Source organism: Vogesella margarita (assembly GCF_028548475.1).
GTDB lineage: Bacteria > Pseudomonadota > Gammaproteobacteria > Burkholderiales > Chromobacteriaceae > Vogesella > Vogesella margarita.
On sequence record NZ_JAQQLE010000014.1, the window covers coordinates 24,104 to 46,545 of the forward strand.

28 protein-coding genes are annotated in these 22,442 nt (G+C 67.4%); 12 read left to right on the forward strand and 16 right to left on the reverse strand.

Annotated elements, in window-relative coordinates:
* The first annotated feature begins 69 nt into the window (after window positions 1–69).
* From PQU96_RS14305 to holA, 5 genes are all read left to right on the forward strand, one after another.
* A complete protein-coding gene (locus tag PQU96_RS14305; RefSeq protein WP_272773080.1) occupies window positions 70–528 on the forward strand; it encodes an EVE domain-containing protein in 459 nt (152 codons plus the stop codon).
* Entirely contained in the window at window positions 528–1,340 is an 813-nt protein-coding gene (locus PQU96_RS14310; RefSeq protein WP_272773081.1) for a sulfite exporter TauE/SafE family protein, read from the forward strand. Before PQU96_RS14305 ends, PQU96_RS14310 begins: the two co-directional genes overlap by 1 nt.
* A gap of 107 nt (window positions 1,341–1,447) precedes the next feature.
* Window positions 1,448–4,063 carry a leucine--tRNA ligase gene (gene leuS, locus PQU96_RS14315; protein WP_272773082.1) on the forward strand — a complete coding sequence of 872 codons (2,616 nt, stop codon included), beginning with the start codon at window positions 1,448–1,450 and terminating at the stop codon, window positions 4,061–4,063.
* A gap of 90 nt (window positions 4,064–4,153) precedes the next feature.
* A complete protein-coding gene (locus tag PQU96_RS14320) occupies window positions 4,154–4,672 on the forward strand; it encodes an LPS-assembly lipoprotein LptE (RefSeq protein ID WP_272773083.1) in 519 nt (172 codons plus the stop codon).
* Window positions 4,653–5,663, forward strand: a complete 1,011-nt coding sequence (holA, locus tag PQU96_RS14325; RefSeq protein WP_272773084.1) for a DNA polymerase III subunit delta — start codon at window positions 4,653–4,655, stop codon at window positions 5,661–5,663. Before PQU96_RS14320 ends, holA begins: the two co-directional genes overlap by 20 nt.
* A gap of 72 nt (window positions 5,664–5,735) precedes the next feature.
* Here the strand turns inward: holA and PQU96_RS14330 are convergent, their stop codons facing one another.
* On the reverse strand, window positions 5,736–6,410 hold the full coding sequence (locus PQU96_RS14330; protein ID WP_272773085.1) for a lytic transglycosylase domain-containing protein: 675 nt from the start codon (window positions 6,408–6,410) through the stop codon (window positions 5,736–5,738).
* 297 nt (window positions 6,411–6,707) lie between these two features.
* Between PQU96_RS14330 and PQU96_RS14335 the strand changes: the two genes are divergently transcribed.
* The gene (locus tag PQU96_RS14335; protein ID WP_272773086.1) at window positions 6,708–7,049 is read left to right on the forward strand and encodes a YkgJ family cysteine cluster protein; all 342 of its coding nucleotides are present in this window, start codon (window positions 6,708–6,710) and stop codon (window positions 7,047–7,049) included.
* Between the two features lie 32 nt (window positions 7,050–7,081).
* On the opposite strand, the gene rlmH is transcribed toward PQU96_RS14335, so the two are convergent.
* The 13 genes from rlmH to pxpB all read right to left on the reverse strand — a co-directional run bounded on the left by rlmH (window position 7,082) and on the right by pxpB (window position 16,599).
* On the reverse strand, window positions 7,082–7,552 hold the full coding sequence (gene rlmH / locus PQU96_RS14340) for a 23S rRNA (pseudouridine(1915)-N(3))-methyltransferase RlmH (RefSeq protein WP_272773087.1): 471 nt from the start codon (window positions 7,550–7,552) through the stop codon (window positions 7,082–7,084).
* 84 nt (window positions 7,553–7,636) lie between these two features.
* On the reverse strand, window positions 7,637–8,011 hold the full coding sequence (gene rsfS, locus PQU96_RS14345) for a ribosome silencing factor (protein ID WP_189375221.1): 375 nt from the start codon (window positions 8,009–8,011) through the stop codon (window positions 7,637–7,639).
* 137 nt (window positions 8,012–8,148) lie between these two features.
* Window positions 8,149–8,811, reverse strand: a complete 663-nt coding sequence (nadD, locus tag PQU96_RS14350) for a nicotinate-nucleotide adenylyltransferase (RefSeq protein ID WP_272773088.1) — start codon at window positions 8,809–8,811, stop codon at window positions 8,149–8,151.
* The gene (locus tag PQU96_RS14355) at window positions 8,792–9,358 is read right to left on the reverse strand and encodes a beta-class carbonic anhydrase (RefSeq protein WP_272773089.1); all 567 of its coding nucleotides are present in this window, start codon (window positions 9,356–9,358) and stop codon (window positions 8,792–8,794) included. Before PQU96_RS14355 ends, nadD begins: the two co-directional genes overlap by 20 nt.
* Before the next feature lie 125 nt (window positions 9,359–9,483).
* The gene (locus PQU96_RS14360; RefSeq protein WP_272773090.1) at window positions 9,484–9,948 is read right to left on the reverse strand and encodes a GNAT family N-acetyltransferase; all 465 of its coding nucleotides are present in this window, start codon (window positions 9,946–9,948) and stop codon (window positions 9,484–9,486) included.
* Between the two features lie 5 nt (window positions 9,949–9,953).
* The gene (accC, locus tag PQU96_RS14365; RefSeq protein WP_272773091.1) at window positions 9,954–11,315 is read right to left on the reverse strand and encodes an acetyl-CoA carboxylase biotin carboxylase subunit; all 1,362 of its coding nucleotides are present in this window, start codon (window positions 11,313–11,315) and stop codon (window positions 9,954–9,956) included.
* Window positions 11,316–11,328: 13 nt separating this feature from the next.
* Window positions 11,329–11,769: an acetyl-CoA carboxylase biotin carboxyl carrier protein gene (accB, locus tag PQU96_RS14370; protein WP_272773092.1), complete on the reverse strand. Its 441-nt coding sequence runs from the start codon at window positions 11,767–11,769 to the stop codon at window positions 11,329–11,331.
* Between the two features lie 51 nt (window positions 11,770–11,820).
* A complete protein-coding gene (pcp, locus tag PQU96_RS14375; RefSeq protein ID WP_272773093.1) occupies window positions 11,821–12,471 on the reverse strand; it encodes a pyroglutamyl-peptidase I in 651 nt (216 codons plus the stop codon).
* An 8-nt stretch (window positions 12,472–12,479) separates the two neighbouring features.
* Complete coding sequence (locus PQU96_RS14380; RefSeq protein ID WP_272773094.1) at window positions 12,480–13,436, reverse strand: DUF979 domain-containing protein; 957 nt, start codon at window positions 13,434–13,436, stop codon at window positions 12,480–12,482.
* Between the two features lies 1 nt (window position 13,437).
* Entirely contained in the window at window positions 13,438–14,166 is a 729-nt protein-coding gene (locus tag PQU96_RS14385; RefSeq protein ID WP_272773095.1) for a DUF969 domain-containing protein, read from the reverse strand.
* Between the two features lie 121 nt (window positions 14,167–14,287).
* Window positions 14,288–15,025, reverse strand: coding sequence for a 5-oxoprolinase subunit PxpA (gene pxpA, locus PQU96_RS14390; RefSeq protein WP_272773096.1), 738 nt, complete (start codon window positions 15,023–15,025; stop codon window positions 14,288–14,290).
* Window positions 15,015–15,944, reverse strand: a complete 930-nt coding sequence (locus PQU96_RS14395) for a 5-oxoprolinase subunit C family protein (protein ID WP_272773097.1) — start codon at window positions 15,942–15,944, stop codon at window positions 15,015–15,017. The genes pxpA and PQU96_RS14395 overlap by 11 nt, the downstream gene beginning before the upstream one ends.
* Window positions 15,937–16,599 (reverse strand): 5-oxoprolinase subunit PxpB, encoded by a 663-nt coding sequence (gene pxpB, locus PQU96_RS14400; protein ID WP_272773099.1) that lies wholly within the window; start codon window positions 16,597–16,599, stop codon window positions 15,937–15,939. The genes PQU96_RS14395 and pxpB overlap by 8 nt, the downstream gene beginning before the upstream one ends.
* Before the next feature lie 35 nt (window positions 16,600–16,634).
* On the opposite strand from pxpB, the gene PQU96_RS14405 reads away from it, so the two are divergent.
* Both PQU96_RS14405 and PQU96_RS14410 read left to right on the forward strand, forming a co-directional pair.
* Window positions 16,635–16,940 carry a hypothetical protein gene (locus PQU96_RS14405; RefSeq protein WP_272773100.1) on the forward strand — a complete coding sequence of 102 codons (306 nt, stop codon included), beginning with the start codon at window positions 16,635–16,637 and terminating at the stop codon, window positions 16,938–16,940.
* A complete protein-coding gene (locus PQU96_RS14410; RefSeq protein WP_272773101.1) occupies window positions 16,937–17,446 on the forward strand; it encodes a winged helix DNA-binding protein in 510 nt (169 codons plus the stop codon). Before PQU96_RS14405 ends, PQU96_RS14410 begins: the two co-directional genes overlap by 4 nt.
* A gap of 30 nt (window positions 17,447–17,476) precedes the next feature.
* On the opposite strand, the gene PQU96_RS14415 is transcribed toward PQU96_RS14410, so the two are convergent.
* Both PQU96_RS14415 and PQU96_RS14420 read right to left on the reverse strand, forming a co-directional pair.
* A complete protein-coding gene (locus PQU96_RS14415; protein ID WP_272773102.1) occupies window positions 17,477–18,487 on the reverse strand; it encodes a DUF2804 domain-containing protein in 1,011 nt (336 codons plus the stop codon).
* A gap of 29 nt (window positions 18,488–18,516) precedes the next feature.
* Window positions 18,517–19,377: an MBL fold metallo-hydrolase gene (locus tag PQU96_RS14420; protein ID WP_272773103.1), complete on the reverse strand. Its 861-nt coding sequence runs from the start codon at window positions 19,375–19,377 to the stop codon at window positions 18,517–18,519.
* A 124-nt stretch (window positions 19,378–19,501) separates the two neighbouring features.
* Here PQU96_RS14420 and PQU96_RS14425 point away from each other — a divergent pair, with 124 nt between their 5' ends.
* The 4 genes from PQU96_RS14425 to PQU96_RS14440 are packed head-to-tail and all read left to right on the forward strand — an operon-like array spanning window position 19,502 to window position 22,434.
* Window positions 19,502–19,825 (forward strand): ArsR/SmtB family transcription factor, encoded by a 324-nt coding sequence (locus tag PQU96_RS14425; RefSeq protein WP_272773175.1) that lies wholly within the window; start codon window positions 19,502–19,504, stop codon window positions 19,823–19,825.
* 19 nt (window positions 19,826–19,844) lie between these two features.
* Window positions 19,845–20,276, forward strand: a complete 432-nt coding sequence (locus PQU96_RS14430) for a YeeE/YedE family protein (protein ID WP_272773104.1) — start codon at window positions 19,845–19,847, stop codon at window positions 20,274–20,276.
* Window positions 20,277–20,287: 11 nt separating this feature from the next.
* Window positions 20,288–20,731 (forward strand): DUF6691 family protein, encoded by a 444-nt coding sequence (locus PQU96_RS14435; protein ID WP_272773105.1) that lies wholly within the window; start codon window positions 20,288–20,290, stop codon window positions 20,729–20,731.
* Entirely contained in the window at window positions 20,728–22,434 is a 1,707-nt protein-coding gene (locus PQU96_RS14440) for a SulP family inorganic anion transporter (protein ID WP_272773106.1), read from the forward strand. The genes PQU96_RS14435 and PQU96_RS14440 overlap by 4 nt, the downstream gene beginning before the upstream one ends.
* Window positions 22,435–22,442: the final 8 nt, after the last annotated feature.

Consider the following 22,442-nt stretch of genomic DNA (forward strand, 5'->3'; position numbering starts at 1 on the left):
GATGGGAGGGAGAATGCCGCATTATAGGATATCGCGCCCGGTGGCGAGCACCGGCGCCGGAGGACGGGCATGGCGTACTGGTTGATGAAGTCGGAGCCGGACGAGGTGGGCATCGACCACCTTGCGGCCAACCCCGAGCAGCTGTTCGAGTGGACCGGGGTGCGCAATTACCAGGCGCGCAACTTCATGCGCGACCGGATGCAGCCGGGCGATCTGCTGCTGTTCTGGCATTCGTCCTGCCCCGACCCGGGCATCGCCGGCATCGCAGAGGTGGCTGGTGCTGCGCACGCCGATTCCAGCCAGTTCGATCCCGCCAGCCCGTATTTCGATCCCAAGTCCGACCCGGCCAACCCGCGCTGGCAGTGCGTCGACGTGCGCTTCGTGCGCAAGACCGCGCTGGTGTCGCCTGCCGTCTTGCGCCAGCATCCGGCGCTGCTGGAGATGACGGTATTGCAACGCGGCAACCGGCTGTCGATCACGCCGGTCACGCCGCAACAATGGGATTACCTGATGGAGAACCTGCTCTGATGTTGTCGTTGACGCTGATTGCGGTATTGCTTGCCTGCGGCGTGGTCGCCGGCTTTCTCGCCGGCCTGCTCGGGGTCGGTGGCGGGCTGGTGATCGTGCCGGTGGTGGTCGGCGTGCTGGACGCGGCCGGCCTCGGCGGCCACTACGTGCAACATCTGGCGGTGGGCACCTCGCTGGCGGTGATGGTGTTCACCAGCGTGGCCAGCGTGCGCGCGCACCACAAGAAGGGCGCGGTGAACTGGGCCATCGTGCGCGGCATGGCGCCGGCGATGATGCTCGGCACCTTCGCCGGCAGCCTCTTGGCCGGCTGGATTCCCAGCAATGCTCTGCGCTGGTTCTTCGTGATCTACGCCTACGTGATCGGCGCGCAGATGTTCTTCGGCGCGACACCGGCCGCCAGCCGCGAGATGCCGGGCTTCGCCGGGCAGAGCGCCGCCGGTGGCGTGATCGGAATGGTGTCGAGCTGGGTCGGCATCGGCGGCGGCTCGATGAGCGTGCCGTTCATGGGCTGGTGCAATGTGCCGATGCACAGCGCCATCGCCACCAGCGCCGCGCTGGGCTGGCCGATCGCGGTGTCCGGTGCGCTGGGCTACCTGACCGCCGGCTGGCAGACGCCGGGGCTGCCGTGGGGCGCGTTCGGCTTCGTCTACCTGCCGGCGATGCTGGCACTGATGCTGATGACGGTGCTGTGCGCGCCGCTGGGCGCCCGCGCCGCCCACGCGCTGCCGGTGGCGAAGCTGAAAAAGGGCTTCGCGCTGCTGATGGCGGTGATGGCCAGCGAGATGCTGCTCGGCCTGCTGCGCCAGGGCTGAGGCCGCGCTGCGGCCAACCTTTTCCGCGCAGCGCTTCGCGGCGATGGCAACTCGCCGCTATAATGTTGCGATTGAATTTTCACGCTTTTTTGCGCCTAGAGATCCCCATGCAAGAACAATACAGCCCGCGCGAGCTTGAAGCCGCCGCCCAGCAGAAGTGGCAGGCCACCGCCGCCTTCAAAGCCGTCGAAGACAGCACCCGCCCGAAATACTACGCCTTGTCGATGTTCCCGTACCCGTCCGGCAAGCTGCACATGGGCCACGTGCGCAACTACACCATTACCGACGTGCTGGCCCGCTTCAAGCGCGCGCAGGGTTTCAACGTGCTGCAGCCGATGGGCTGGGACGCCTTCGGCCTGCCGGCGGAAAACGCGGCGATGAAGAACGGTGGCGCACCGGCGGCATGGACCTATGCCAACATCGAGTACATGAAGAAGCAGCTGGACAGCCTCGGCTTCGCACTGGACTGGGACCGCGAGCTGGCGACCTGCAAGCCGGACTACTACCGCTGGGAGCAGTGGCTGTTCACCCGCCTGTTCGAGAAGGGCATCATCTACAAGAAAAACGGCGTGGTGAACTGGGATCCGGTGGACCAGACCGTGCTGGCCAACGAGCAGGTGGTCGACGGCCGCGGCTGGCGCTCCGGCGCGCTGGTGGAAAAGCGTGAAATCCCGATGTACTACTTCGCCATCACCAAGTACGCGGACGAGCTGCTGAACGATCTGGACAAGCTGGATGGCTGGCCGGAACAGGTGAAGACCATGCAGCGCAACTGGATCGGCAAGAGCTTCGGCTCCGACGTGTCCTTTGCCTACGACACGGACAGCATCGGCCACGACGGCGTGATGAAGGTGTACACCACCCGTCCTGACACCCTGATGGGCGCTACCTACGTGGCCGTCGCCGCCGAGCACCCGCTGGCGACGCAGGCCGCAGCAAGCAACCCTGCGCTGCAGGCTTTCATCGCCGAGTGCAAGGCCGGCTCCGTGGCCGAGGCCGACGTCGCCAAGATGGAGAAGAAGGGCATGGACACCGGCCTGTTCGTGGTTCACCCGCTCACTGGCGCCAAGCTGCCGGTATGGGTGGCCAACTACGTGCTGTGGGGCTACGGTGAAGGCGCAGTGATGGCCGTGCCGGCGCACGACGAGCGCGACTTCGAATTCGCCAACAAGTACCAGCTGCCGATTACCCAAGTGTACGCCCCGGCGGCCGGCGACGGCAACTTTGACGCCAGCACCTGGCAAGATTGGTACGGCGCCAAGGAAGGCCTGATCACCCGCAACAGCGGCAAGTACGACGGCCTGGACTTCAGCGCCGCCTTCGACGCCATCGTGGCCGACCTGGAAGCCAAGGCTGCCGGCACCAAGAAAACCCAGTACCGCCTGCGCGATTGGGGCATCAGCCGCCAGCGCTACTGGGGCTGCCCGATCCCCATCATCCACTGCCCGAGCTGCGGCGACGTGCCGGTGCCGGCCGAGCAGCTGCCGGTGGTGTTGCCGGAAAACGTGATTCCCGATGGCGCCGGTTCGCCGCTGGCCAAGATGCCGGAATTCTACGAGACCAGCTGTCCGAAATGCGGCGGTGCCGCCAAGCGTGAAACCGACACCATGGACACCTTCGTGGAGTCCAGCTGGTACTACGCGCGCTACGCCAGCCCGCAGTGCGACACCGCGATGCTGGACAAGGCTGCGGCCAACTACTGGCTGCAGGTCGACCAGTACGTCGGCGGCATCGAACACGCGATCCTGCACCTGTTGTACGCGCGCTTCTTCCACAAGCTGATGCGTGACGAAGGCCTGGTGGACAGCGACGAGCCGTTCAAGAGCCTGCTGACCCAGGGCATGGTGATCTGCGAGACCTTCTACCGCGACCTGCCGAATGGCAGCAAGGACTGGATCGCGCCGCAGGACGTGGTGCTGGAACGCGACGCCAAGGGCAAGATTGTTGGCGCGACCCACCGCGTCGACGGCCAGCCGGTGATCGTGGGTGGCGTGGAGAAGATGTCCAAGTCCAAGAACAACGGCGTCGATCCGCAGGAGTTCATCGAGAATTACGGCGCAGATACCGCGCGCCTGTTCATGATGTTTGCCGCCCCGCCGGAGCAGAGCCTGGAATGGTCTGACGCCGGTGTGGAAGGCGCGTTCCGCTTCCTGAAGCGCCTGTGGAAGCTCAGCCGCGAGCATGTGGCTGCCGGCATCACCGCGCCGTACGCCGGTGGCGAGCTGAACGCCAGCCAGAAAGAGCTGCGCTTCAAGCTGCACAGCACCATCCAGAAGGTAGCCGACGACTACGGCCGCCGCCTGCAGTTCAACACCGCCATCGCCGCGGTGATGGAGCTGCTCAATACCTTTGATAAGGCCGATACCAGCGGTGATGTTGGCCGCGCCGTGGCGCAGGAAGTGCTGGAAGCGGTCACCATCCTGCTGTCGCCTATCGTGCCGCATATCACCGAGGCGATCTGGAGTGCCCTGAAACCGGGTACCGAGCTGCTGGCCCAGGCCTGGCCGCAGGTGGACGAGAGCGCGCTGGTGAAGAGCGAGATCGAACTGATGGTGCAGGTATGCGGCAAGCTGCGCGGCAGCGTCACCGTCGCCGCCGACGCCGGCAAGGACGTGATCGAAGCGGCCGCGCTGGCACACGAGAACGTGATCAAGTTCATGGAAGGCAAGCCGGCCAAGAAGATCATCGTGGTGCCGGGCCGCCTGGTGAACATCGTCGTTTAATCCCGCTAGTCACGCGCCGTAACGCAACAAGGCGGCTGACGGGTATCCCCGTCAGCCGCGTTTTCACAACGGCGCACACCGGAGTGTCGTATGAACCGACTGATCAAGAGCACGCTGCTGGCCGGCGCCCTGCTGGCGCTGAGCGCCTGCGGCTTTCACCTGCGCGGGCTGTCGGCACCGCTGACGCCGCTGCCGTTTGCCAGCATCGCCATCCAGCAGGCGGGCAACCTCGCCGAGCCGCTGCAAAGCGCGCTGCAGCGCGACGGCCGCGTGCAGTTGCAAAGCCGTGCTGCCGACGCCGAGGTGGTGCTGACCATCGACAGCACCGCCAATGCCAAGGACATCCTGACCATCAACCGCGGCGGCAAGGTCAACGAGTACCTGCTCACCTACCGTGTCGAGGCCAGCGTGCAGCGCAAGGGTGAGGAGCAGCCGCTGCCGCTGACGGTGGTGGTGCGCCGCGAGCTGAGCTACAGCGACAGCGCGGTGCTGGGCAAGGAGCGCGAGGAAGCGCTGCTGCTGGAAGACATGCGCCGCGATGCCGCCGAACAGCTGATGCACCGTCTCGCCTACCTGCCGAAACCGGGCAATGCCAGCACTAAGCCCTGACGCCTTTATCACGCAGCTGGCGCGCGGTCTGGCGCCGCTGTACGTGATCCACGGCGAGGAAGCGCTGCTGGCGCTGGAGGCGGCCGACGCGCTGCGCAGCCACGCGCGCCAGGCCGGCTATGTCGAGCGCGAGGTGCTGACGGTGGAGGGTGCGCACTTCGACTGGTCGCAGCTGAACGACGCGATGAGCAGCGTGTCGCTGTTCGCCAGCCTCAAGCTGCTGGAAATCCGCATTCCCGGCGGCAAGCCGGGGCTGGAGGGCGGCGAGGCACTGCAAAGGTTGGCCGCAAGCCCGCCGCCGGACACCATCACCCTGCTGCAACTGCCCAAGCTGGATCGCAGCCAGCAGAAGAGCAAGTGGTTCGCCGCGCTGGAAAAGAGCGCGGTGATCACCGAGGCGAGGCCGGTGGGGCGCGGCGAGCTGCCGGTGTGGATCGCACGGCGGCTGCAGCGGCAGGGCCAGACCCTGGACCATGATGCGGCCAGCTTCTTCGCCGACCGCGTCGAGGGCAACCTGCTGGCGGCGAAGCAGGAGATCGACAAGCTGGCGCTGCTGTACCCGCGGGGCGAGCTGAGCCTGGCCGACATCCGCGACGCGGTGGCCAACGTGGCGCGCTTCGACGTCTTTCATTTGTCCGAGAGCTGGCTGGCCGGCGACGTGGCGCGTGCCGCGCGCATGCTGGACGGGCTGGAGGCGGAAGGCGAGGCGCCAGTGCTGGTGTTGTGGTCGTTCACCGAGGACGTGCGCATGCTGATCAAGCTCGGCCGCGGCCTGAAGGACGGGCGCAGCGTGCGCGACATGGCCGGCGAGTTGCGGCTGTGGGGCGACAAGCAGCGGCTGGCGGAGCCGGCGCTGAAGCGCATCGGCGGCGCGCGGCTGATGCAGGCGCTGACCGAATGCGCACGCATCGACCGCCAGATCAAGGGTGTGGCGCCGGGCGACGCCTGGCACAGCCTGAAACGGCTGGCCACCAGCCTCGCCACGCGCTGAGTGACGGCGTTACCGGCAAATAAAAAACCCCTGTCCGCGGACAGGGGTTTTTGTTTGTGACGGCCGCCCGTTTTACAGCGGGAATTGCGGCGGCGGCAGGATCAGCTGGAAGCGCGGCTGGCGCGAGGGCACCAGCGACTGGCCGGTGCGCGACTCGTAGGACGCCAGCACCTTGGCCACGTATTCGCGGGTTTCGCGATACGGCGGGATGGTGTTGCGGTACTTGCCGACCGCGCCTTCGCCGGCGTTGTAGGCGGCGATTACCAGCGTCATGTCCTGCTTGAAGTAACCCTGCAGGAAGCGCAGGTAGCGCGCGCCGCCGCGCAGGCTCTGCAGCGGGTCGGCCCGGTTGCGCACGCCGAAGCGGGCGGCGGTATCGGGCATCAGCTGCATCAGGCCCTGTGCGCCCTTGGGCGAGGTCGCCCCCGGGTTGTAGCCGGATTCGACGGTGACGATGGCGTGCAGCAGCTGCGGGTCCAGCTGGTGTTCGCGCGCCACCTGGTGGATCAGCTTGCTGAACAGCGCCGCCTGTTGCCGGTTGTAGCCTGGCGCCTTGACGTCGGGTACCGTGTCGCCGCGCGTCTCGGACGCCGCTGGCGCCGCCGGCAGGGCATCGAAGCTGAGGGTGGCGCCGAGGCCGGGGCGTACCGCGTCGGCGAGGAAGTCATCGGCGGGCAGTGGCGCGAGTGCCAGCACCGGGCTGGTAGCCAGCAGCAGGCCGATCGTCAGTAGCAGGCGGTTCATCATGATGTAAAGAACTCGGGCTCAGGTTAAAGGAGCGATAACTTCATGTTACTGATCGGATTGGCCATTTTCCAGTTCAAGCCGTGGCCGGCGTAACGGTCTTTTTTATGTCTTTGGCGTATGTCGAGCAGGGGTAAGGCGTCGGGCGGAATCGGCGCTTAGTGGATTTGTTGTAAAAGTGTTTAAATTAAATGCGGAAAATCGGACGGCGCACTGTGGAGAGACTTGACGACGGCGGCGGTCTTGCAAAAAATAACGGCCACTTTTTTGTCAGCCTTCTGTTTTGCAGCATGTTAAACCATGTCGGTCTCTCATTCTGCCTGTCAAGATTGTGGCGCCTGCTGCGCCAGTTTCCGGGTGTCGTTCTACTGGGCGGAGGCCGATGACGGCGGCGGCACGGTGCCGGCCGGCCTCACCGAACGGCGCGACGCCTTCCACCGCTGCATGCGCGGCACCTGGTCGGCCACGCCGCGCTGTATCGCGCTGCAGGGCGAGGTCGGGCGCGGGGTCAGCTGTCGCATCTACCCGCTGCGCAGCAGCGCCTGTCGCGAGCTGCACGAGGGCAGCCCCCAGTGCCACCGCGCACGCCAGCGCTGGGGATTGCCACCACTGGAGCGCGACGCCGGCTCGCAGGCGGCCTGAAGCGGTGGCCGGGGTTGGCCGCAACGGGTCGGCTATTCGCGGTGGTAGGGGTGGTTGTTGAGGATGGAGTAGGCGCGGTACAGCTGCTCGGCCAGCAGCACGCGCACCATGCCGTGCGGCAGCGTCATCGCCGACAGCTGCAGCATGATGTCGGCGCGCGCCTTCAGTTCCGCCGACAGCCCGTCGGCGCCGCCGATGACGATGCAGATGTCGTCGCCGCCGGCCATCCACTCCTTCATCGCGCCGGCCAGCTGCACCGAGGTCCAGTTCTTGCCGCGCTCATCCAGAATGATCAGCTTGCTGCGCAGCGGGATGGCCGCCACCAGGCGTTCGTGCTCGGCGGCGATGCCTTTCTCGGCGGTGACGCCGCCGCCGCGCTTCTCCGGCTTGATCTCTTTCAGTTCGAAGCTGATGTCGCGGCCGAAGCGCTTGGCGTAGTCGTTGAACGCGTCGTCCACCCAGCGCGGCATCTTGGTGCCGACGGCCAGCAGGGTAATTTTCATGGCAGGGCTACAGGGGGAAAAGGTTGGCCGCAAAGCACAACGCACCGCCGGGGCGGTGCGCTTGCGTTCACGGCAGGGCGGGGCTTATTCCGCGGTGGCGTCCCACGGACGGCCGCCGACCGGCACGAACGACGGCTTCTGGCCGCCCCACAGTGCCTCGATGTCGTAGTAGTCGCGTACCGCCGGCAGCATCACGTGGATGACCACGTCGCCGGCATCGACCAGTACCCACTCGCCGCTCTCGTGGCCTTCGGTGCCGACGATGTCGACGCCGGCAGCCTTCAGGTCCACCGCCACGTTGTTGGCCAGCGCCTTCACCTGACGGTTGGAGTCGCCGGTGGCGACGATCAGGTGCGAGAACAGCGAGGTCAGCTTGCTGGTGTCCAGCGACACGATGTTTTTGCCTTTAACGTCTTCCAGCGCGTTGATGGCCAGTTTGACGATTTCTTGAACTTCCATGTGCATCCTTGATATTCGGTGTCAGGGGACGTGGCGACGCGTCAGCGCCCGGCGTGGCCAGAGGTTCCGCAAAAGAGCAAACGGCCGGCAACCGCCGGCCAGTGCAAATCCTGCTTGCCGCCGCGTGTTGCGCGGCGTTAGCGGTACAGCCGGTGCTGGCGGATATAGGCCAGCACCGCCGCTGGCAGCAGCGCGCTGCAGTCCTGCCCCGCCGCCAGTTGCTGGCGGATGGCGGTGGCAGAGAGGGTGATGGGCGGCAAGTCCAAGGCGCGGATTGTACCGGAAGGCGTTCGATTTGAAAAATCAGATACTTGCCGCGCCTGCCACAGGGCGGCGACGGCCGGATCGAGGTCGGCCGCGACGAAGCCGGGGCGGATGGCGACGGCCAGGTTGGCCAGCTGCAGCAGCTGCGGCCAACGTTGCCAGGTGTGCAGCTGTTGCAGCGAATCGCCGCCGATCAGGAACCACAGTTCGGCCTGGTCGCCCAGCTCGTCGCGCAGCTCCTGCAGCGTGTCGACGGTGTAGGCGGGGCGCGCGCGGCGCACCTCGCGGTCGTCGCTGACCAGGCCGGGTGCCTCGGTGGCCAGCGCCGCGTCCAGCATCGCCAGTCGTTGTGCGGCGCTGGCGTGCGGGGCACGGTCGCGGTGGTAGGGCTGGCCGGCCGGGATCAGCCGGACTTGGTCCAGCGCCAGCTCGTCGCGAAAGGCGCGCGCCAGGCGCAGGTGGGCGGCGTGCAGCGGGTCGAAGGTGCCGCCGAACACGCCGACGCGCGGCGGACGATCAGTCGGGCTGGTTGCCATCGATGACCACATCCAGCTGGCCGGTGGCCGGATGGATGACCAGGCCGTGTACCGGGATGTCTTTCGGCATCAGCGGATGGCTGCGGATGGTGGCCACGGTGTGGCGCACGCTGTCCTGCACGTTGTCGAAGCCCTTCAGCCAGCTGTCCAGGTCGATGCCGGCGCCGCGCAGGGTGGCGATGGTGTCCGCCGATACGCCGCGCTCCTGCGCATGGTCCAGGATGCGGCTCGGGTCGATGGCGCGCATGCCGCAGTCGTGGTGGGCGACGATGCAGATTTCCTCGGCGCGCAGCTCGTACACGGCCACCAGCAGCGAGCGCATCACCGAGCCCCACTGGTGGGTGACCAGCGCGCCGGCGTTCTTGATCAGCTTGAAGTCGCCATTCTTCAGCCCCATCGCCTTGGGCAGCAGTTCCACCAGCCGGGCGTCCATGCAGGACAGCACGACCAGGTTCTTGTCCGGGAATTTGTCGGTGGAAAATTGCTCGTATTCGCGCGCTTCGACGAAGGCGCGGTTGTGTTCCAGCAAGCTGTTAAGCAGGCCCATGGTGTTCTCCTGTCTTGAAGTTTGCCCGCGGGTAGCGGGCAGGGTCACGGGATTGGTGTGTTTGCTCTATCGGGGTCGGGCGCCATGCTACCACGGGTTTTGGCGACGGTCTCGTGCCGGCTTGGTCAGCGGGAGGCTTCGTCCGATGCCAGGGTTTTGCGCAGCGTGAGCGAGGTTTTGACATGGACATAACCGTGCTGCCGGTAAAAGCGGTGCGCATCCTGGCGGTGCTCGGCGCTGCGCAAGCCGAGCTGGTGGATACCCTGCGTTTTCGCCCACTGCTCGCATGCCGCCAGCAGCGCGCTGCCGATACCGTGGCCGCGTTGTGCCGTCGCCACGACCAGACCGCCCAGCTCGACGCAGGTGTCGGACTCCAGCAACGGCCGCACAAAGCCGTGAATCCAGCCGCAGGTTTCCCCCTGCCACTGCGCGACGCAGACGAAGTGCTGTTGCGGTGCCGCCAGCAGGGTGGCCAGCCGCTGTCGCAGTTGTGCCGCGCTGGCGGGATAGCCCAGCTCGCCGCTGAGACGGGCGAGGTCGGCGGCATCGTCGAGGTGCGCCGGGCGCAGTTGCAGCGCGGAGTCGGGCATCGTGCTTATCCTTGTGCCGATTGTTTGCGGGTGGCCAGCCACTGCTCCAGATAGTGGATGCTGGTGCTGCCGGCGATGAAGCCGGGGTCGCTGAACAGCAGCTGGTGCAGCGGAATATTGGTGTTGATGCCGCCGATGTTCAGCTCGCGCAGTGCCACGCGCATGCGTGCCATCGCCTGTTCGCGGTCGTCGCCATGGGCGATCAGCTTGCCGATCATCGAATCATAGTGTGGCGGCACATGATAGCCCTGGTAGATGTGCGAATCGATGCGGATGCCCGGGCCGCCGGCGGGATGGTAGTGCTCGATGCGCCCCGGCGACGGCAGGAAGCTGAACGCGTCCTCGGCATTGAGGCGGCACTCCATCGCGTGGCCGCGCAGCACCACCTGTTCCTGCGTGTAGCGCAGCGGCAGGCCGGCGGCGACGCGGATCTGTTCCTGCACGATGTCGACGCCGGTGATCATCTCGGTCACCGGGTGCTCCACCTGCACGCGGGTATTCATCTCGATGAAGTAGAACTCGCCGTTTTCGTACAGGAACTCGAAGGTGCCGGCGCCGCGGTAGCCGATGCGGCGGCAGGCGTCGGCGCAGGCCTCGCCGATCTTCTTGCGCTGCGCGTCGCTGATGCCCGGCGCCGGCGCCTCCTCGATCACCTTCTGGTGGCGGCGCTGCATCGAGCAGTCGCGCTCGCCCAGATAGATGGCGTTGCCGTGCTCGTCGGCCAGCATCTGGATCTCGATGTGGCGCGGCGCCTGCAGGTACTTTTCCATGTACACGGTCGGGTTGCCGAAGGCGGCACCGGCCTCGCTGCGGGTGGTCTGGATCGCGGTCAGCAGCTCGTCGGCCTGATGCACCACGCGCATGCCGCGACCGCCGCCACCGCCGGCGGCCTTGATGATGACCGGATAGCCGATCTTGCCGGCGATCTTCAGCACCGCCTTGTCGTCGTCCGGCAGCGCGCCGTCGGAGCCGGGTACGCAGGGCACGCCGGCGGCAATCATCGCCTGCTTGGCCGACACCTTGTCACCCATCAGGCGGATGGTGTCGGCGCGCGGGCCGATGAACACGAAGCCGGACTCCTCCACGCACTGCGAGAAGGCGGCGTTTTCCGACAGGAAGCCGTAGCCGGGGTGGATGGCCTGCGCGCGAGTGACCTCGGCGGCGGCGATGATGGACGGCATGTGCAGGTAGCTCCTGGCCGACGAGGCCGGGCCGATGCACACCGATTCGTCGGACAGTTTCACGTACTTGGCATCGCGGTCGGCCTCGGAGTGCACCACTACCGTCTTGATGCCCAGCTCGTGGCAGGCGCGCAGCACGCGCAAGGCGATTTCGCCGCGGTTGGCAATCAGGATCTTGTCGAACATGGTTGGCCGCACCTTATGCGATGACGAACAGCGGTTCGCCGAATTCCACCGCCTGGCCGTTGCTGGCCAGGATGGCGGTGATGGTGCCGCTGCGTTCGGCTTCGATCTCGTTCATCAGCTTCATCGCCTCGATGATGCACAGCGTGTCGCCGGCACGGACCTGCTGGCCGACGCTGACGAAAGGGCTGGCGTCCGGGCTCGGGGTCAGATAGCAGGTGCCGACCATCGGCGACTTCTGCGTCTGGCTGTCGTCGGGCGCCACCGCGGCGGCGGGCGCCGCAGCCGGGACGGGCAGCTCGGGCTGCGGCGCGGCGGCGACGGTGTAGTGCTGCAGGCCGGGCTGGGCCACGGCGCGGGTGATGCGGATCTGTGCCTCGCCCTCGCTGACTTCCAGTTCGGCGATGCCGGATTGCTGTACCAGCTGGATCAGCTGCTTCAGTTTACGAATTTCCATGGTCTGTTCCTGTCGGGGCAGGGTTGGCCGCAGGCTTGCGGCCAACCTTGTTCAGTGAGTAGTGCCGCCACTTAGCCGCACGTCGTGCACGGTCTGGATGGCAGTTCGCAACGCAATTCTCATGCCGGACACGATCTGTGGCAGTGCCATGCTCGGGGTGCCGCTCGCGTGTGCCGCCGCCTGCTGCGGCAGGTAGGGGATGTGCAGGAAGCCGGCGCGGCGCAATCCCGGCAACTGGCTGGCGGCGTGCATCAGGCCGAAAAACACATGGTTGCAGACATAGGTTCCTGCGCTGTGAGACACGCTGGCGGGGATAGCGTTCTCGCGCAGCGCCGCCACCATTGCCTTCAGCGGCAGGGTGCTGAAATAGGCGGCCGGGGCGCCGGCAATCACCGGCACATCGATAGGCTGCGCGCCAGCGTTGTCGGGGATGCGGGCGTCGTCGAGGTTGATGGCGACCCGCTCCAGGCTCAGCTCGGCGCGGCCGCCGGCCTGGCCGACCGCCAGCACCAGCGACGGCTGGTGTCGGGCCAGCGCCTGGCACAGTGCCTGCAGCGCCTTGCCGAACACGCAGGGCAGCTGTACCGCGACGATGCGGCAGCCGTCGAGCAGCTCGCCGTCGAGCTGGCGCACCGCTTCCCACGACGGGTTCAGCGTCTCGCCGTCAAAGGGCTCGAAGCCGGTCAGCAATAGGGTGGACATGGTGACTCCTAGCGGAACATGAACAGGTACAGCAGGCCGATGTTGACGAGCAACAGCGGCAGGGCGGTCTGCCACTGCACCTTGATCACCGCGTTCTTGTCCGGCAGCTCCAGCAGCGCGGCCGGCACGATGTTGAAGTTGGCCGCCATCGGCGTCATCAGCGTGCCGCAGTAGCCGGAGAACATGCCGATGGCCGCCATCACCGCGGCGTCGCCGTGATGCTGGCCCACCAGGATGGGCAGGCCGATGCCGGCGGTAATCACCGGGAAGGCGGCGAAGGCATTGCCCATGATCATGGTGAACAGCGCCATGCCCCCCGCGTAGGCGGCGACGGCGATCAGACGGTTATCCACCGCCAGATAGGTTTCGGTAATGTCGGCAATGGCCTTGCCGACGCCGGCCTCGGTGAACACCAGACCCAGCGTCGCCAGCAGCTGCGGCAGCATCACCGCCCAGCCCATCGCCTGCAGCAGGCGGCGCGACTCGCGCAGGCTCTGGCTGCCGCTGTCGCCGGTCAGCTTCAGGCACAGCGGCAGCGCCAGGATGCAGGCCAGGCCGAGGCTGATCAGGGTGACGTTCTTGGCGTCGAACAGGGCCAGCCCGCCGATGTGCACGTCTTTCAGCAGCACCGCGCAGAACACGGTGACCAGCGGGATCGCCAATGCCGGCAGGAACAGCTTGTTGCCCAGCAGCCGGGCCTTGGCCGCGCGGGCCTCATCGCTCAGCGTGCTGTGGCCACCGGCCCTGACGCCGCCCAGGCCGGCCAGCAGCGCCATCACGATCACCAGCACACCCACCAGCGCGGCCGGCAGCAGCTGGCCGGCGAGGAAGATCACGCCGTACAGGCCCCAGAACAGCGCGCTGGACCAGCGGCGCGGGTTGCTCGCGTCGCGGGCGCTCATGGCCGCCACCACCAGCAGGATCAGGCCGGCCAGCAGGTACAGATAGTCGGGTTTCAGGATCATTTCAGTTCTCCCGGCATGGTGCGAGGTTGGCCGCAGCGGCCGGCTGGCGCAGTTCGCGCGCCAGGTAGCCGTCCAGGCGGTACAGGCGGTAGGCATGAATCAGGAAGGCGGCCAGCGCGGTGGGGATGCCCCACATCGCGATGTGCAGCGGGTCGACATCGACGCCGTTTTCGCGCAGGAAGGTGTGCATCAGCATGATGGCGCCGAAGGCGACGAAGATGTCCTCGCCAAAGAACAGCCCGACGTTGTCGGTGGCGGCGGACAGCGCGCGTAGCTTGTGACGCACATGCTCCGGCAGCGTGCCGTAGCGGGTTTCGGCGGCGCCTTCGGCCATCGGCGCCAGCAGCGGCCGCACCATCTGCGGATGGCCGCCGAGGCTGGTCAGCCCCAGCGCGGCGGTGATTTCGCGCACGAACAGGTAGACAATCAGCAGGCGGCCGGTGGTGGCCGACTTGATGCGGGCGATCCAGTTCTGCGCGTGCTCCTTCAGGCCGTGCCGCTCCAGCAGGCCGATCACCGGCAAGGGCAGGATCAGGATCAGCGGCAGGTTGCGGCTTTTCACGAAGCCGGCGCCGATGGACGCCAGCAGCGCGTCGATCGGCATGTGCGCCGCCAGGCCGGTGACCAGGCCGGCAACGGTGACGACAAGCAGGGCGTTGAAGCGCAGGGCAAAGCCGGCGATCACCACCCCGACCCCCAGCAGGGGCCAGTAGCTGATGGTTTCTTGCATGATTTCTCCTTGGTTGGCCCTGGGCCGGGGCCGGTGATAGTGCCCGGGGCGGGCCGCCGGTGCGTTGCCGGTGGCCTCGCCGGATGGCGCGCGCGAAGCCAGGTCGCGGCGCCGTGCTTGCTCAGGCCGGCTGCACGCGGACGCCGCGCTGTGCCAGGCTGTCGCGCAGCAGGCGGGCGAACGCCAGCGCGTGGGCGCCGTCGCCGTGCAGGCATACGCTGTCGGCCTGCAGGCGCACGCGGCCGCCGTCGCGGCAGGTGACGCTGCCGTGCTCCACCAGCTGCAGGGTCTGCGCCAGCGCGGTGGCGGCGTCGTCGATGACGGCGCCGGGGGTGCCGCGCGGCGCCAGGCTGCCGTCGGCCAGATAGGCGCGGTCGGCAAACACCTCCTCAATCGCGCGCAGGCCATGGCGCTGTGCGGCGCGGATCAGCTCGCTGCCGGCCAGTCCCATCAGCTTCAGGGCCGGGTCGAAGTCGCGCACGGCACGGGCAATGGCGTCGGCCAGCACCGCGTCGCGCGCCGCCTGGTTGTACAGCGCGCCGTGCGGCTTGACGTGCACCAGCTGCGCGCCCTCGTCGCGGACGATGGCGGCCAGCTCGGCCAGCTGCGCCTGCACGTCGGCGTAGACCTGCTCCGCACTGCGCTGCATGGCGCTGCGACCGAAGTTTTCGCGGTCGGGAAAGCTGGGGTGGGCGCCGATGGCGACGCCGCGCTGCACGGCGGCGCGTACGGCGGTGCGCATGGTCTGCGCATCGCCGGCATGCCAGCCGCAGGCGATGTTGGCGGAGCTGACGCAGTCCAGAATCGCGGCGTCGTCGCCGCAGCCTTCGCCGAGATCGGCGTTCAGATCAATGACCATATTGCATGCTCCAGTCCAGACGTTTCAGTTCGGCCTGCTGCTGGCGCAGCGCGGCGCGGGCGGTGGCGGCATCGCAGGCGAGGAATTGCAGCTCGCTGCCGGGGCGGGCCTGGGCCAGTTTCCACAGGTCGGCCTCGATCACGCAGGCGATGCGCGGATAGCCGCCGGTGGTCTGCGCGTCTGCCAGCAGCACGATGGGCTGGCCGTTGGGCGGTACCTGCACCACGCCGGGCAGCACGCCGTGCGACAGCAGCTCGCCGCCGTGCTCCCGTGCCAGTTCCGGGCCCTGCAGGCGGTAGCCCATGCGGTTGCTGTGGCTGGAGACCGTCCAGGGTTGCGACCACAGCGCGGCCTGGGCGGCAGCGCTGAACTCGTGATATTCCGGGCCGGGCAGAGCGCGGATCGCCGGCGTCCACGCCGGGTGTCCGGCGCCGAGGCGCCGGGCAAGGTTGGCCGCACTGCCTTGCGGCAACTGGTCGCCGGCCTGCAGCGCGCGGCCGTGATGGCCGCCGAAGCCGGCCTTGAGGTCGGTGGCGCGCGCGCCGAGCACCTGCGGTACGTCGATGCCGCCGTCGACCGCGAGGTAGGCGCGCATGCCGTGGCGGGTGCCGTTCAGGCGCAGGCACTGGCCGCTACGGTAGGGCCAGCGCCAGCCGCACCATAGTGGCTGGCCGTCCAGGGTGGCGGAGAAGTCGGCGCCGGTCAGCGCCAGCCAGCCGTCGCGGTGGAAACGGATTTCCACCGGGCCGAGCACGATCTCCAGTGCCGCGCAGTCGTCGGTATTGCCGAGCAGGCGGTTGCCGAGCCGCAGGGCCGGCGCGTCCAGCGCGCCGCTTTGCGCGATGCCGAGATGGCGCAGGCCGTGACGGCCGAGGTCCTGGACCGTGGTCTGGACGCCGGGGCGGAGGATTTCAAGCATGATGCGCTCCCTGTGGCACGAAACGGACGCTGTCGCCGGGCAGCAGCAGCGAAGGCTGCGCCCGTTGCGGATCGAACAGCGGGGTGTCGCTGCGGCCGATCAGCTGCCAGCCGCCGGGGCTGGCAGCGGGGTAGATGCCGGTCTGGCTGCCGCCGATGCCGACGCTGCCGGCCGGCACGCTGAGGCGCGGTTCGGCGCGACGCGGGGTGGCCAGCTGCTCGGGCAGGCCGCCCATATAGGCAAAGCCGGGCTGGAAGCCGAGGAAGAACACCACGTAGTCGGTGCCGCTGTGCGTTGCGATCACCTCGTCCTCGCTGAGGCCGCTGTGGCGGCTCACTTCGGCCAGATCCGGGCCGGCGTCCCCGCCGTAATGCACCGGGATCTCCACCCGTCGCGGTTCGAGCACGGCGCTGTCCGCCTGTTGCCATAGCCCGGCCAGCTCGGCCAGCAGCGCATCGCCATCGCAGCCCAGCGGGTCGAATACCACGGTGAGATTGTTCATCCCCGGCACGATGTCGAGGTAGCGCTGGCGGGTGCGCAGCACGTCGGCCAGCCACCAGATGCGGCGCTGGCAGGACAGGGTAGCCGGTGGCATCGAGTGCACGATGGCCGCACGCTCCCCCATCAGGTAGAAGCTCGCTTCTCCGTGATCCAAGGTGTTCTCCATTTGCAGATAAACGAGCCGGTCGGATGCCGGCTTCTGTTGCGTTCAAGTTAAAAACTTTGTGCGCAACACGTCAACAAATTATCGATAAATTATCGATGTTGCGTTGCGGTGCATGGCCGCTTCCGGCCACGGTTCGGCCTGGCCGCGGATCGCGCCTGGATGGCCGCGCAGCGTACTATATTGTTTATAATCAATGGCTTGAATTGAATTTTCAGGATGACGGATACATCGCCAGCAGGCATGAAAGCGTGGCCGGCGCCGTCGGGGCTTGTCGCATTTCTGCTGCTATACTCGCCATCTGGCTGGCTAGTGACCCAATCCGTTTATGAAAAAAAACCTGAATATCGTTTCGTCGTCACATCTGGTGTCGGAACACAGTGCCGAGCTGTCGGAGTTCGAGTTCGGCCTGATGGTGGCCAACAGTGCCTTCAACCGCTGGATGGTGCGCTGCATGAGTGCTGCAGGCGAGAAGAACCTGACGGCGATGGAAGTCTCGCTGATCCATCACGTCAACCATCGCGGCCGCGAGAAGAAGCTGGCCGACATCTGCTTCGTGCTCAACATCGAGGACACCCATGTGGTGTCCTATGCGCTGAAGAAGCTGGTCAAGCTCGGTTATGTCAGCAGCCGCAAGGAAGGCAAGGAGGTGCTGTTCGGCACCACAGCCAGCGGCGCCGCGCTGTGCGAGCAGTACCGCGAGGTGCGCGAACAGTGCCTGATCAGCATGTTGCAGGAAAGCGGCATCGCCAACGACGAGATCGGCGACACCGCCAAGCTGCTGCGCATGCTGGCCGGGCTGTACGACCAGGCGTCGCGCTCCGGCGCCTCGCTGTAGCCCCGCGCCTGCGGCCAACGTTGGCCGCAGTTACCAGCGCGAGTGATGCTCTTCGGTGATGCCGAGCAGCTGCGACACCTCGTGCGCAACGCCGGTATGCGGGTGGATGATGCGGCCGCTGAAGCAGCCGATCGGCTGCCGCGAGTGGCTGGCGGCGATCAGCAGGTCCTGCTCCTGCTGGCGCACGCCTTCCGGGGTGAAAGTCAGCGCCACCGCGCCGTCGTCGGTGCGGATCTGCCACGGCGCCAGCGGCTGCGTGGCGTCGAACTCGAAGCGGGCGGCGCCGACCCGGTGCGGCACGCCGTCCAGCCATACCGCGTTCTCGGCATCGCCCATATAGCCCTGCTGCAGATTGAAGCCGATGCGGTGATCGTGGGCGCGGGCACTGCACCACGTGGTGTCGCGCGCCAGCAGGCCGTTGGCGGCGTCGAGGCTGGCACTGGCGTCGTCCAGTAGCAACCGCCGGTCTGCGTACTCGGCATAGCCGCTGATCGGCAGCGCGCTGCTCTTGTGGGTGGCGTGCGCCAGCCAGTTGCCGGGGGCGATGGCGGCCATCACGCTGTGTGGCTCCGGCAACGCGATGTGTGCCGCCAGCCGCAGTGCCGGGGTGTTGACGGTCAGCTCCAGGCGGCCGTCGGCGCGGCGGAAGGCGATGCAGTCCTTGCCTTGGCGGAAGGTGGCATCGCCGAAGCTGCGGTTTTCGATGCGGGTGGAGATCAGCGGCAGGCCGCTGCTGCTGAAGCTGGCGACCAGCTCGCGGCGCTGGCGGTCAAACAGGTAGGCAAAGGCGCTGCCGCACCAGCCGGTATCGATCACCGCCACGCCGATGAAGAAGTCGGGATGGCTGATGGCGGCGCATTGCCAGCGCTTGTGGTGCAGCTGGCGGGTCAGCTGCTTGGCCAGTGGCGCCCTCAGGGCGCGCCACGACAGTTGCTCGACGGTGCCGCGGTACATGCCGAAGGCCGGCACGCCGCGCTCGTGCACCAGTCGCGCCGGTGCCGGGGGTAAGGGATAGGGGTCCATTGCGGTACGGGTCGCCATGCGCCCGATGTCATCACGATGTCAGCAGTTTACAGCAGGTTCAGCGGAATCTTTAAGTAGGCGGTGCCATTGTCCTCGGCCGGCGGCAGTTGCCCGGCGCGGATATTGACCTGGATCGCCGGCAGGATCAGTACCGGCATTGCCAGTGTCGCGTCGCGCGCCTCGCGTAGCTGCACGAAGTCGGCCTCGCTGATGCCGTCGTGGACGTGGATATTGTGCGCGCGCTGCTCGGCCACCGTGCACTGCCACTGCGGCTCGCGCCCGGGCGGCGGATAGTCGTGACACATGAACAGCCGGGTGTGGTCGGGAAACGACAGCAGCCGGCGGATGGAGCGGTACAGGGTGGCGGCATCGCCGCCGGGAAAGTCGCAGCGCGCGGTGCCGACATCGGGCAGGAACAGGGTGTCGCCGACAAAGACGGCATCGCCGATGTGGTAGGCCATGTCGGCCGGGGTGTGGCCGGGCACCGCGATGGCGCGGGCCTGCAGCTGGCCGATGGCAAAGGTGTCGCCGTCGGCGAAAAGGTGGTCAAATTGCCGGCCGTCGGTGGCGAAGCCGGCTTCGAGGTTGAAAATGCCCTTGAACACGCGCTGTACGCCGTCGATCTTGTCGCCGATGGCGATACGCCCGCCCTGCTGCTGTTTCAGGTAGGCGGCGGCGGACAGGTGGTCGGCGTGGGCGTGGGTTTCGATGATCCAGTCCAGCGTCAGCTGCTGCTCACGCACGAAGGCCAGCAGCCGGTCGGCGGCGGCGGTGGCGGTGCGCCCGGACTTGGGGTCGTAGTCCAGCACCGGGTCGATGATCGCCGCGTGGCCGCCCTGCTGGTCATACACCACATAACTGATGGTCCAGGTAACGGGATCGAAACAGGCATGGACTTGGGGATTCATCGTGACTCCTCGGTATGGAACGGTAGTGTTATCAATATATTGCGTTACATTATATTTGTAAATATAATAAAGACGTGCTGCGACATTTCAAAAAGAACAAGACAGACAGGAGGAAGTAATGACCATGGATCTGAGCATCCTGCATGACAACGCGTCACGCGCCACCAGCCTGCTGAAAAGCCTGGCCAACGAAGACCGCCTGCTGCTGCTGTGCCAGCTGGTGGACGGCGAGAAGAGCGTGTCCGAGCTGGAACGGCTGACCGGCATCCGCCAGCCGACGCTGTCGCAGCAGCTGGGCGTGCTGCGCAACGAGGCGCTGGTCAACACCCGGCGCGAGGGCAAGTGGATCTACTACAGTGTAGCCAGCCAGGAGGCGATGGCCATTCTTGGGACGCTGCACAGCCTGTTCTGTGGCAATGACGCGGGGTCGCAAGTACCGCCGTCCTGACCTTTCCAAGGAGTAAAGCATGAACATCATCTGGGATCCTGCCTCGTTGCTGGCCGCGCTGGCCGGCGGGGTACTGATCGGGCTGGCCGCGGCGTGGATGGCGCTGGGGCTGGGACGCATTGCCGGCATCAGCGGCCTGCTCGGCGGCCTGGTCGACGGCGCGCCGGACCGCGCCATGCGCGTCGCCTTTGTCGGCGGCCTGCTGCTGGCGCCGGCGCTGTACCTGTTGCTGCGTGGCGAGCTGCCGGCGGTGCGGATGATGGCCGATACCCCGCAGCTGCTGCTGGCCGGGCTGCTGGTCGGCATCGGTACCCGCTTTGCCTCCGGCTGCACCAGCGGCCACGGCGTTTGCGGCCTGTCGCGGCTGTCGCCGCGCTCGCTGGTGGCAACGCTGTCGTTCATGGGCGCCGGCTTTGCCGCGGTCTACCTGCTGCGCCACCTGCTGGCGTGAGGAGAATCAAGATGAAACATCATGCACAAGCGGCACAGGCATTCGCCATCGGCCTGCTGTTCGGTATCGGCCTGCTGCTGTCGGGGATGAGCAATCCGCAGAAGGTGATCGGTTTTCTCGATGTTGCCGGCCAGTGGGATCCGTCGCTGGCGCTGGTGATGGGGGGGGCCATCGCCGTCGGCCTGCCGCTGTTCCGCATCGCCGAGTCGCGCAGCCATCGCCAGCTGCCGTCGTGGTCGGGCGCCCCCATCCACCTGCCGGGCAAGACCGGCATCACGCCGCGGCTGGTGCTCGGTAGCGTGCTGTTCGGCATCGGCTGGGGCATCGCCGGCATCTGTCCCGGCCCGGGCCTGGTGCTGGTGGGCAGCCTGCAGTGGCCGGGGCTGGTGTTCGTGCTGGCGATGGTGGCGGGCATGCTGCTGTTTCGGCCGCTGGACAAAGTGCTGTCGCGATGAACTGGCTGCCGTACTGGTTGCGCCATTACCGCCGTGCCGACCTGCCCGGTGATGTCAGCGCCGGGGTGATCGTCACCCTGCTGCTGGTGCCGCAGGGGCTGGCCTATGCGCTGGTGGCAGGGCTGCCGCCGGAGGCCGGCCTCTATGCCAGCCTGCTGCCGCTGCTGTTGTACGCGTTCAGCGGCCGCAGCCACGCGCAGTCGGTGGGGCCGATGGCGGTGACTTCGCTGCTGGTGGCGGCGACGCTGTCAAGGTTGGCCGCAGCCGGCAGCGACGACTACCTGCTGGCGGCCATCTGGCTTGCGCTGCTGTCCGGTGCCATGCTGTTCCTGTTCGGCCTGCTGCGTCTCGGTTTTCTGGCCGACGCGCTGTCACAGCCGGTGCTGGCCGGCTTCACCGCCGCCTCGGCGCTGTTGATCGTGTTGTCGCAGCTGGCGCCGCTGGCCGGCTTCCGCGCCGGTGGCGCCAGCCTGCCGGACATTGCGCAGGCCTTCTTCGCCCATGTCGCGGCCTTCAATCCGCTGGCCCTGCTGCTGGGGCTGACCGCGCTGCTGGGGCTGGTGCTGGCGCGGCGCTATCTGGCTGGCCTGCTGCACGCCATCGGGCTGGCCTCCGGCGCGGCGCGCACGCTGTCGCGCACTGCGCCGATGCTGGTGGTGCTCGGTGGCCTGCTGGCGGTGACGCTGGCCGGCTGGCAGTCGCAACTGCCGGTGGTCGGCGTGGTGCCGGGCGGCTTGCCGTCGCTGCGGCTGGCGGCCCTGCCGTCGCTGGGCCTCGCGCCGCTGGTGATGCCGGCCTTCTTTATCGCGCTGATCAATTACGTACAGAGCCTGTCGGTGGCGCAGATGCTGGCCGCGCCGCGGCGCGAGACCATCGACCCCGACCGCGAGCTGCTGGCGCTGGGGCTGTGCAATCTGGGCGCCGGTCTTAGCGGCGGCTTTCCGGTCACCGGCGGCCTGACCCGCTCGGTGGTCAATGCCGACGCCGGCGCCAATACCCAGCTCGCCTCGCTGATCACCGCCGTGCTGATGGTGCTGCTGCTGAGCACCGCCACCGGGCTGCTGGCCAACCTGCCGCTGGCGGTGCTGGCCGCCACCATCATCGCCTCGGTGGCGGTGATGATCGATTTTTCCGCGCTGCGCGCCGCGTGGCGCACCGAACGCGCCGACGCGGTGGCGTTCGCCGTCACCTTCCTGCTGGTGCTGGCGCTGGGCGTCGACGCCGGCATCGTCGCCGGGGTGGTGATCTCGCTGTCGGTGTGGCTGATGCGCAGCAGCCGGCCGCACATCGCGGTGCTGGGGCGGGTGCCCGGCACCGAGCACTTCCGCAATGTGCTGCGCTACCACACCGAGCCGCTGCCCGGCGTGCTGCTGCTGCGCGTCGACGAAAGCCTGTTCTTCGGCAATGCCCGCCACGTCGGCAACGCCATCGAACAGCTGGCCGCCGCCAGCCCGGACTGCCACAGCCTGCTGCTGGTGATGAGCGCGGTCAACCGCCTGGACATGACCGCGCTTTCGATGCTGGAGCGGCTGGACGACGGCCTCGCCGAGCGCGGCATCCGCCTGCACCTGGCCGAGGTCAAGGGCCCGGTGCTGGACGTGTGCAAGCGCGCCGGGCTGGCCGCGCGTTTCGACGGCCGCCTGCACCTGTCCACCCATATCGCCATCCAGCAGCTGTGCCCCGGCAGCGACTACCAGATCTGAGAACCTGT

Bases quoted from the DNA above. Each gene is read 5' to 3' on its own strand.
- PQU96_RS14320 (WP_272773083.1), top strand. From the start codon at position 4,154: ATGAACCGACTGATCAAGAGCACGCTGCTGGCCGGCGCCCTGCTGGCG.
- rsfS (WP_189375221.1), bottom strand. From the start codon at position 8,011: ATGGAAGTTCAAGAAATCGTCAAACTGGCCATCAACGCGCTGGAAGAC.
- accB (WP_272773092.1), bottom strand. From the start codon at position 11,769: ATGGAAATTCGTAAACTGAAGCAGCTGATCCAGCTGGTACAGCAATCC.
- PQU96_RS14420 (WP_272773103.1), bottom strand. From the start codon at position 19,377: ATGAATCCCCAAGTCCATGCCTGTTTCGATCCCGTTACCTGGACCATC.
- holA (WP_272773084.1), top strand. From the start codon at position 4,653: ATGCCAGCACTAAGCCCTGACGCCTTTATCACGCAGCTGGCGCGCGGT.
- PQU96_RS14385 (WP_272773095.1), bottom strand. From the start codon at position 14,166: ATGCAAGAAACCATCAGCTACTGGCCCCTGCTGGGGGTCGGGGTGGTG.
- PQU96_RS14355 (WP_272773089.1), bottom strand. From the start codon at position 9,358: ATGGGCCTGCTTAACAGCTTGCTGGAACACAACCGCGCCTTCGTCGAA.
- PQU96_RS14360 (WP_272773090.1), bottom strand. From the start codon at position 9,948: ATGCCCGACTCCGCGCTGCAACTGCGCCCGGCGCACCTCGACGATGCC.
- PQU96_RS14440 (WP_272773106.1), top strand. From the start codon at position 20,728: ATGAACTGGCTGCCGTACTGGTTGCGCCATTACCGCCGTGCCGACCTG.
- PQU96_RS14415 (WP_272773102.1), bottom strand. From the start codon at position 18,487: ATGGCGACCCGTACCGCAATGGACCCCTATCCCTTACCCCCGGCACCG.
- PQU96_RS14425 (WP_272773175.1), top strand. From the start codon at position 19,502: ATGGATCTGAGCATCCTGCATGACAACGCGTCACGCGCCACCAGCCTG.
- leuS (WP_272773082.1), top strand. From the start codon at position 1,448: ATGCAAGAACAATACAGCCCGCGCGAGCTTGAAGCCGCCGCCCAGCAG.
- PQU96_RS14410 (WP_272773101.1), top strand. From the start codon at position 16,937: ATGAAAAAAAACCTGAATATCGTTTCGTCGTCACATCTGGTGTCGGAA.
- accC (WP_272773091.1), bottom strand. From the start codon at position 11,315: ATGTTCGACAAGATCCTGATTGCCAACCGCGGCGAAATCGCCTTGCGC.
- pcp (WP_272773093.1), bottom strand. From the start codon at position 12,471: ATGTCCACCCTATTGCTGACCGGCTTCGAGCCCTTTGACGGCGAGACG.
- nadD (WP_272773088.1), bottom strand. From the start codon at position 8,811: ATGGCAACCAGCCCGACTGATCGTCCGCCGCGCGTCGGCGTGTTCGGC.
- PQU96_RS14380 (WP_272773094.1), bottom strand. From the start codon at position 13,436: ATGATCCTGAAACCCGACTATCTGTACCTGCTGGCCGGCCTGATCCTG.
- PQU96_RS14435 (WP_272773105.1), top strand. From the start codon at position 20,288: ATGAAACATCATGCACAAGCGGCACAGGCATTCGCCATCGGCCTGCTG.
- pxpA (WP_272773096.1), bottom strand. From the start codon at position 15,025: ATGGTCATTGATCTGAACGCCGATCTCGGCGAAGGCTGCGGCGACGAC.
- PQU96_RS14335 (WP_272773086.1), top strand. From the start codon at position 6,708: ATGTCGGTCTCTCATTCTGCCTGTCAAGATTGTGGCGCCTGCTGCGCC.
- PQU96_RS14405 (WP_272773100.1), top strand. From the start codon at position 16,635: ATGCCGGCTTCTGTTGCGTTCAAGTTAAAAACTTTGTGCGCAACACGT.
- PQU96_RS14430 (WP_272773104.1), top strand. From the start codon at position 19,845: ATGAACATCATCTGGGATCCTGCCTCGTTGCTGGCCGCGCTGGCCGGC.
- PQU96_RS14305 (WP_272773080.1), top strand. From the start codon at position 70: ATGGCGTACTGGTTGATGAAGTCGGAGCCGGACGAGGTGGGCATCGAC.
- PQU96_RS14310 (WP_272773081.1), top strand. From the start codon at position 528: ATGTTGTCGTTGACGCTGATTGCGGTATTGCTTGCCTGCGGCGTGGTC.
- rlmH (WP_272773087.1), bottom strand. From the start codon at position 7,552: ATGAAAATTACCCTGCTGGCCGTCGGCACCAAGATGCCGCGCTGGGTG.
- PQU96_RS14330 (WP_272773085.1), bottom strand. From the start codon at position 6,410: ATGATGAACCGCCTGCTACTGACGATCGGCCTGCTGCTGGCTACCAGC.
- PQU96_RS14395 (WP_272773097.1), bottom strand. From the start codon at position 15,944: ATGCTTGAAATCCTCCGCCCCGGCGTCCAGACCACGGTCCAGGACCTC.